Source organism: uncultured Zoogloea sp. (assembly GCF_937894855.1).
GTDB classification, from domain to species: Bacteria; Pseudomonadota; Gammaproteobacteria; order Burkholderiales; family Rhodocyclaceae; genus Zoogloea; species Zoogloea oryzae.
Map to the genome: position 1 here is coordinate 1 of NZ_CALAYQ010000187.1, position 7,504 is coordinate 7,504.

At 65.8% G+C, this 7,504-nt stretch carries 6 protein-coding genes; 5 read left to right on the forward strand and 1 reads right to left on the reverse strand.

Features of this window, described 5'->3' with window-relative positions:
- The 4 genes from Q0672_RS20295 to Q0672_RS20310 all read left to right on the forward strand — a co-directional run.
- On the forward strand, positions 1-668 hold a 668-nt coding region (locus tag Q0672_RS20295), incomplete at its 5' end, for a putative PEP-binding protein (protein ID WP_367179979.1).
- Positions 669-881: 213 nt separating this feature from the next.
- Positions 882-3,821 (forward strand): SUMF1/EgtB/PvdO family nonheme iron enzyme, encoded by a 2,940-nt coding sequence (locus Q0672_RS20300; RefSeq protein ID WP_298625202.1) that lies wholly within the window; start codon positions 882-884, stop codon positions 3,819-3,821.
- Between the two features lie 603 nt (positions 3,822-4,424).
- Positions 4,425-4,925 (forward strand): pyridoxamine 5'-phosphate oxidase family protein, encoded by a 501-nt coding sequence (locus Q0672_RS20305; RefSeq protein ID WP_153161603.1) that lies wholly within the window; start codon positions 4,425-4,427, stop codon positions 4,923-4,925.
- The gene (locus tag Q0672_RS20310; RefSeq protein WP_298625205.1) at positions 4,922-6,286 is read left to right on the forward strand and encodes a pyridoxamine 5'-phosphate oxidase family protein; all 1,365 of its coding nucleotides are present in this window, start codon (positions 4,922-4,924) and stop codon (positions 6,284-6,286) included. Before Q0672_RS20305 ends, Q0672_RS20310 begins: the two co-directional genes overlap by 4 nt.
- Before the next feature lie 16 nt (positions 6,287-6,302).
- Here the strand turns inward: Q0672_RS20310 and Q0672_RS20315 are convergent, their stop codons facing one another.
- Positions 6,303-6,782 carry a c-type cytochrome gene (locus Q0672_RS20315; protein ID WP_298625208.1) on the reverse strand — a complete coding sequence of 160 codons (480 nt, stop codon included), beginning with the start codon at positions 6,780-6,782 and terminating at the stop codon, positions 6,303-6,305.
- A 150-nt stretch (positions 6,783-6,932) separates the two neighbouring features.
- On the opposite strand from Q0672_RS20315, the gene Q0672_RS20320 reads away from it, so the two are divergent.
- Entirely contained in the window at positions 6,933-7,382 is a 450-nt protein-coding gene (locus Q0672_RS20320; RefSeq protein ID WP_153161606.1) for an NfeD family protein, read from the forward strand.
- Positions 7,383-7,504: the final 122 nt, after the last annotated feature.

Genomic DNA, 7,504 nt, shown 5'->3' on the forward strand with positions numbered 1-7,504 from the left:
AGCCCGTCATCGTGCGTCTGTCGGACTTCAAGTCCAACGAATACCGCAAGCTGCTGGGCGGCGAGATCTACGAGCCGGAAGAAGAAAACCCCATGCTCGGCTTCCGTGGCGCCTCGCGCTACATCGCCCACAGCTTCCGCGACTGCTTCGAGATGGAATGCGCCGCGATGAAGAAGGTGCGCAACGAGCTGGGCCTCACCAACGTGCAGCTGATGGTGCCCTTCGTTCGCAACCTCGACGAAGCCAAGGGCGTGGTCGACCTGCTGGCCGAGCACGGCCTCAAGCAGGGCGAGAACGACCTCAAGCTCATCATGATGTGCGAGATCCCGTCCAACGCCATCCTGGCCGAGCAGTTCCTGCAGTACTTCGACGGCTTCTCCATCGGCTCCAACGACCTGACCCAGCTCACCCTGGGCCTCGACCGCGACTCCGGCCTCGTCGCCCACTCCTTCGACGAACGCGACCCGGCCGTCAAGCTGCTGCTGTCGATGGCCATCCAGGGCGCCAACAAGCTCGGCAAGTACGTCGGCATCTGCGGCCAGGGCCCCTCGGATCACCCCGATCTGGCCGAATGGCTGATGGACGAAGGCATCCAGACCATCTCCCTCAACCCGGACACCGTGATCGACACCTGGCTGAAGCTGGCCGCCCACGGCAAGGGCGAGTGATCGAGCCTCAAAGCTGACCCGCTGTAAACAAAGCCGGCCCGTCGAAAGACGGGCCGGCTTTGTTTTGTGGGGGGCTGATCCCGCTTCCCCGTAGGTCGGACTTCAGTCCGACAACACGCGTTGGTAGGCCGGACGGATGTCGGACTGAAGTCCGACCTGCGGGGTGCTTTCTGGCATAGTTTGCCCTGTCGTCATCCAGCGCCACGCCCAGTCATGTCCGCCCGCAAGTCACGCAAACAGGTCTACGTTTCGTCCACCTTCTCCGATCTCGAGCAGCACCGGGCCCACCTCAAGCTCGCACTGGAAAAGGCCGGCTACGACGTGGAGTGCATGGAGCGCTACCCCGCATTCGACGAACGCCCCGCCGATAAATGCCTGGCCGACGTGGCCGTCTGCGACATCTACGTGGTGCTGGTGGCGTTGCGCTACGGCTACGTGCCCAAGGATGACAACCCGCAAGGCAAATCCATCACCGAGATGGAGTACGACAAGGCCGTCGAGACCAAGCGCTCCAAGCTGGCCTTTCTGCTCGACATCGACGACGAATTCGGCTGGCCGCCGAAACGCCAGGATCCAAATTGGCAGGACGCGAACTCAAGCATCGCCCGCTTCCGCGCAAGGGTGGGTAGTGAGCTCGGCCAGGCGCTCTTCACCACGCCGGAAAGTCTCGCCACCGCGGTCCTTCAAGCCCTGCGCCAGCAGGAGATCGCCGAGATGCCTGCCGGTGAGCGCGACCACGCCCAGATCCGTGAAGCCTACCTCGACTGGCTCCGCCGCGAGTGCGACAGCGTGGAACTTCTGGGGCTCGACCTGAGGGAAAGCCGCAACGTCGGCCTTGGCCATGTTTATGTGCCGGCGGTAACGAACGCCGACGTGAAGGGCGACCGCAAGGGCATCAACCTCAAAAAGGGCCCCTTCCTGCTCCTCGACAACCTGGGGCGCAGCCCGCTCTATGTGCCGGGTGCGGCGGGCTCGGGCAAGTCGACATTCTGCCGCTGGCTGGCCTTGGTCGTCGCAGAAGGGCGGGTTCCCGAACATCGGCAGATCGCTGTCGATGAAGAGAAGTTCTCGGAAACGCTGCCGGACAAGCTCGCCGGGCGGCTGCCCCTGCTGGTCCGCCTGCGCGATTGGGCCAGTCATCCGGAATTTCTCTCTGGTAACGGCCGGTGGACTCGCGCCCAACTGGAGGCCAGCCTCGCCGGCTGGCTCGACACGACCCGGCCAGGCGAACTCACGGGCGAGGTCTTTGCCGCCGAACTCAAGGCCGGCCGCTGTTTGCTCATTTTCGACGGCGTGGACGAAGTGCCCGAAAGCCGGGGCGACGATCTTCCCCGGCGCAACCTGCTCACCGGCCTTGCCGACGCCCTCCCCGCATGGCGCAAGGCCGGCAACTGGCTGCTCGTCACCAGCCGCCCTTACGGGCTCGACGCCGAAGATCAGCGTCGGCTTGGCGTGCCGATGGCCGAACTTGCCGAACTGCCCGAGCCGCTCATGCAGCTCTTCGTGCGGCGCTGGTTCGAAGCGGTCGATCCCGCCAACGGCGTGGTCAAGGCCGACGGGCTGCTGACGCACCTCGCCCAGCGGGACGATCTGGCGGAGATGCGCAGCAACCCGATGCTACTCACCGCCCTGTGCGTGAAATACGACGAAGGTCGACGTTTGCCCCAGGATTTCTATGCCCTCTACGACGCGGTGGTGCGGCAGGTGCTCTACAAGCGCTGCAGCACTGAGAACGAACGGGATCAGGCGCGTAATCGGCTGGGCGCCATTGCGCTGGGCATGCATCGGGGGGATGCTGCGTCGCCGCGCCAGACTCCCGCGGCCGAGGTGACGGTGGAGGAGGTGGACCGTCTGCTCGCCGAGCTTGCCCAGCACGACAGCGTCAGTGAGCCCGGCGCGGGGGAGGCCTGCGCCAAGCGCGAGCTGCTGCTCTCCGATTCCGGCCTGCTGCTCCCCCGCGACTACCGGCGCGTCGCCTTCTATCACCTTAGCTTCCAGGAGTTCCTTGCCGCTGAGCGCCTGCGCAAGCTGCCCGAAGCCCCCGAGGCCATCCTCGCCAACCACGCCGGAACGCCCGCGTGGCGGCGCACCTTGCGATTCCTGTTCTGCGCCATTGCCGAGCGTGACTCGGCGGAGCGGGCCATCGCCGCGTGGAAAAGCCTGCTGCCGTCCTTCGAGCCCGCCGCGTTGGATGCTAACTCTGCTCCGGCGCTGGCGCTCGCGGATGGTCTGGAAGTGGCCCACGCCAAGGGCTGGCGCATCGACGAGTTCAAGGCGCCGTTGCGCGCGGCCTGTGAGCACGCCCTGCATTACCTTCCGCCAGACGTGCGGGCACAGCTATGGCTGACGCTGGGGCGACTCGGTCTGGATGACCGGCCGGGGGTTGGGTTGCTCCCAAATGGTTTGCCGGACATCGAGTGGTGTGAAGCGCTGGAGGGAGACAGTTGGGTTGGTGACGCGGCGGAAGGACGTACCTCTGAGGCCTCTTTCCGCATTGCCCGCTACCCGATTACATGCGCTCAGTACCAGGCTTTCGTGAAAGATGGCGGTTATGAAGATGACCGCTGGTGGCGCGGACTGGGCGGGCGTCCCGAGCGTTTCGTCTATGGAATTCCCGCTTCTAACATGCCAGTTGCAAACACTAGTTGGCACGAAGCGGTTGCATATTGTCGATGGCTTGACGCAAAGCTATCCGGGACGAGCAATCTCGAGATCCGTCTCCCGACAGAGAATGAGTGGGAAAGATACGCACGTGGTCCTCGCCGTTCCAAATATCCGTGGGGTGAAGTCTTTGTCAAAGGACGCGCAAACCTACGTGGACCTGGCTCGAACTCAGAGGGCATTGATCTGGAGTATTTCGGATTAATGCCTGTAGGACTTTTTGTTGCGGGTGCAGCGGATTGTGGTGCTTTGGATATGGTCGGAGGTGTTCAGGAGTGGTGTTCGGATGAGTTTGTCAGATCCCTGCCGATTCACTTTGGTGGTGATGATTCGGACGCTCAGGAGGCACTACTTGACGGGGTTCTACGAGGTGCCTCGTGGTTTTTTGACCCCACTGATGGGAATAACAACTGCAGAATCGTTTCGCTTAAGAGCTGGCGATTATTTGACACAGGGTTCAGGGTCTGTCTGGCGAGGAGGCATCCGCTCTAGTATCGCCCTGTGGCAGCAATCCATCCCACTACGCTTCCCCGACCACCCGCCAAGCCATCTCGCGTCACGACACCTTTTCCACGGGCCGGCCAATCTCATGAACGCCGGCCCATCTGCACGTTTTACGGCCCCATACCTTCATCACGATAGGAAAGATCCTCGATGGGCGCCTTTCCATTGATGCTGGAAACTATCGAGACAAGCATCTACGCCGATAGATCTTCGATCTACGCCCATAGATCATCGATGTGATAGCCAAAACCCTTAATGGAAAGTGTTTTATCAAGGGTTTTAGCTATCACATTGACGATCTAACGCGTCCACATGGGGATGGCGCGGTGCGTGATGCTCATCTCGCCACGGGGATCGATGATCTGGCGTGGCTTCAGGTTGATCGCTGCGGGCTGCACTGGCCTTTGAGGCGCCGATGTCGCGTTCACGCGCATCGCCGGGCGATATGCCCTGCGGGCGCTGCTATGATTTTCAGGAGACCTCTCCAGAAATGTGCGCGCTGGCTTGCCGGAGCATGGCCCAGGGCTGGCGGCGGGGGGGGTTGGTCCGTGGCGGTTTGCGCCGCCCGATTGCATGGAGGCTATTCGTCCGATGCCTGCCCAGTGTTCCGGCCTGCTCGACCCGGCGCTGGCCGCCTTCATCACCAGCCGCATCTCGGTGCAGATCGCGGCTTGCGATGGGCGTGGGCCGGCGACGCTGGTGCGCGGGCTGGGTTGTCGGGTGTCGGACGATCTCGGCACGGTGACGGTGCTGATGCCACGCTCCCAGGCCCTGCCGGTGCTGGCGGCCATCGAAGCCAATGGGCGGGTGGCGGTGGTGTTCAGCGAGCCGGAGACCCATCGCACGGTGCAGCTCAAGGGCGTCGATGCCCGCGTGGAGGCGGTGACGGCCGGGGACGAGGCGAGCCTGCAGCCCTACGCGGCGGCGATGGCGGCGCGGCTGGCGCCCTTCCGGGTGCCCGAGGTCTTTGCCCGGGCGCTGCTGAGCGCCAGCCCGGACGATCTGGTGGCGGTGAGCTTCACCCCGAGCCAGGGCTTTGGCCAGACGCCGGGCCCGCGGGCCGGCATGCCCCTGGTGGATGGCAAGCCATGACTACCGGGCCGGGCCTCGACGAGCTACGCGGCTGCCTGGAGGGCATCGTGCCGGCGGGCATCGCCACCTGCGACGCCGAGGGCATGCCCAACGTCACCTACGTGTCGCAGCTGATGTACGTGGACCCGCAGCACGTGGCCCTGTCCTTCCAGTTCTTCAACAAGACCCGCGAGAACATCCTCGCCAACCCGGTGGCGACGGTGCTGACGATGGACCCGGACACCGCCGCCCGCTACCGGCTCACCGTGCGCTACCTGCGCACCGAAACGGCCGGGCCGCTGTTCGAGCGGATGCGCGCCAAGCTGGCGGGGATCGCCTCCCACACGGGCATGGAGGGCGTGTTCAAGCTGCTGGGGGCGGACGTGTATCGGGTGCAGGCCATCGAGGCGGTGCCGGGGCGCGAGCTGCCGCGCATCGCACATGGGCCGGCGCTGCTGCCTGCGCTCAGGCGCAGCGTGGATGAACTCAACCGCTGCACCGGGCTCGACGGGCTGATCGACCGCTTCTGTGCGTGCCACGAGCGGGAGTTCGACATCGCCCACCAGATGCTGCTGATGGCCGACGAGGCCGCCGGGCGGCTCTACATCGTGGCGAGCCGGGGTTACGAGCGCTCCGGCGTGGGGGCCGAGATCCCGGTGGGCGTGGGGGTGATCGGCGTGGCGGCGCGGGAGAAGGTGCCGATCCGCATCATGTTTCCCGCGAGCGAATACGCCTACGGGCGGGTACTGCGGGAGCAAGCGGCGCAGTCGGGCCTGGTGGATCGGCTGGATAACGAGATTCCCCTGCCGGGCCTCGCCGAGCCCGCGAGCCAGCTGGCGGTGCCGGTGATGGCCGGCGGGCGCCTGCTGGCGGTGGCCTACGTGGAAAGCCGCCAGGAATGCACCTTCGGCTACGACCTGGAGGACGCGCTGGTGGCCCTGGGCGCGGCGCTGGGGCTGATGATGCTGGTGCTGCGCTGCCCGGACGCGGCCGACGAGGCCGACATCGCCCAGCCGTTGCCTGCCGCCGCTGGCGGCGCCGGCCCGCCGGTGCGGGTGCGCCACTTTGCCCGGGACGACAGCGTGTTCCTCGACGACGTCTACCTCATCAAGGGCGTGGCGGGGGCGATCCTCTGGAAGCTGCTGGGCGACCGGCAGCGGGACGGGCGCTGCGAGTTCTCGACCCGGGCGCTGCGCCTCGATCCGGCGCTGCACCTGCCGGAGGTCGTCGACAATTTGGACGCGCGGCTGATCCTCCTGCAGCGGCGCCTGCAGGACCGCTGCGACTGGCTGCGCATCGAGAAGACCGGGCGGGGCCGCTTCCGGCTGGCGGTGGACCGGGAGACGATCCTGGTGGCGGAGGGTGCCCCGCGGCCGGGCTGAGGCGTTCCTGAGGCGTTCATTTCGCGCCAGGCATCTGGGGCACGAAGACGAAGTGCGGCGTGTTGATGGCCTGCCCCGGGGCGAGGGCGGCGGGCACCGGTTGGCCGGCCGCGCCGAGGCCGCGCAGGTAGCGGTAGATGCTGCGCAGGTCGTCGTCGCTCATGGCCTGCATGGCCGTCCAGGGCATGGGCGGCAGGCCGTTTCGGCGGGCCATGGCCATCCAGTCTCCTTCGCCGAGCTGGCTCGCGCCCAGGCGCAGGTTGGCCGGATAGCTCACGCCCCACGGGCCGCTGAAGCCGACCCCCATGCCGGTGAGCCGCTCGGCCTCGGGGATGCGCTCGCCCTGCTGGGCATAGCCCGGGGTGTGACAGTCGTTGCAGCCGCTGATGGCGACGAGATAACGGCCACGCGCGGCATCGGGCCCCGCGCCGATGGCGGCCGGGGTGATGGCAAGAAGGGCAAGGGCGAGGGCGGCGGTGTAATGCTGGGCGGTCATGATGCGGCTCCGTATCGGGTTGGGATGACCGAAGGATAGGTTTGGCCGCCGTTCGTGTTTCCTAAGACTTTCCTCGGCAAGGCCTAAATAAATGCTAAGTTGGCAGCGGCGGCGCAGAATCGGCGCCGCAGGCAAAGGCAAGGGGGTTGCATGAGTCTCGAATGGTGGCACTGGATCGTGCTGGGGATTGCGCTGGTGGTGGCAGAGCTGGCCGTGCCGGCCTTCTTCATCATCTGGTTTGGCCTGGGGGCGCTGGTGGTGGGGCTGGCGGTGCTGGTGCTGCCGATCTCGGAGACGGCGCAGGTGGGCCTGTGGGTGGCGGCGTCGCTGGCGATGGTGGTGCTGTGGTTCAAGGTCTTCAAGCGCGGCGAATATCTGCAGAGCCGGACGCGGGCGGGGCAGTCGGACGGCGATTCGATCGGCGAGATCGGGCTGATGGCGAAGGCGGCCGAACCCTTTGTCCGTGGCCGGGTCCGTTTCCAGAAGCCGCTCCTCGGCGCCGAGGAGTGGGAGTGCATGGTGGATGAACCCATCGCCGCCGGCGAGCGGGTGCGGGTGGTGGCGGTGGAAGGCAGTTTTCTGAAGGTTGTGAAGGTTTGAGGAGCAGGCGATGAGCAATGCAATGGTGGTGGTGCTGGCGATTCTGGTGTTCGTGGTGGTGACGATCGCCAAGGGGGTGCGCATCGTGCCCCAGGGCGAGGAGTGGATCGTCGAGCGGCTGG